1 protein-coding gene is annotated in these 454 nt (G+C 52.2%); it reads right to left on the bottom strand.

All coding sequences use genetic code 11. From position 1 onward, the window contains the following. A partial coding sequence (locus tag AC056_RS19640; RefSeq protein ID WP_228144372.1) for an Ig-like domain-containing protein occupies positions 1 to 454 on the bottom strand: 454 nt, incomplete at both ends.

The following is a 454-nucleotide window of genomic DNA, read 5'->3' as shown; positions in this document are numbered from 1 at the left end:
ACTGAAGGTAAAGGTCACTGTAGTGCTTTCACCCGCTGCAAGATTCAGGTCACTTGCACTAATCGCAAGCGTCGGTGGTGTAATGTCCGCAGTTAAGCCTGCAAGACTCGCACCTGAACCCGGATTACCTGCAAGGTCAGTATAAGTACCGTTTGCTACACTCAAGCTCGGTGGTGTTGCTGTACCGTCTTGAGTAAAGGTCGCTGTCCAAGTCACACCATCAGTGGTCGTCAAGCCAGTCAGCGTACCGCCCGCCACTGCCACATCAGTTGCATCAAAGCCAGTCACCGCTTCACTGAAGGTAAAGGTCACTGTGGTGCTTTCGCCCGCAGCAAGGTTCAGGTCACTTGCACTAATCGCAAGGGTCGGTAGTGTATTATCTACAGTTACAGTGACATCGGTCGGGCTGCTGATGTTACCTTGCGCATCCACCGCTTGAGCATGGATGGTAATT

The sequence above is a fragment of the Acinetobacter genomosp. 33YU genome, assembly GCF_001990725.1.
Classification (GTDB): domain Bacteria; phylum Pseudomonadota; class Gammaproteobacteria; order Pseudomonadales; family Moraxellaceae; genus Acinetobacter; species Acinetobacter seifertii.
Note: the sequence above shows the minus strand (reverse complement) of the source record. Positions and strands in the feature narration are given on the sequence as shown.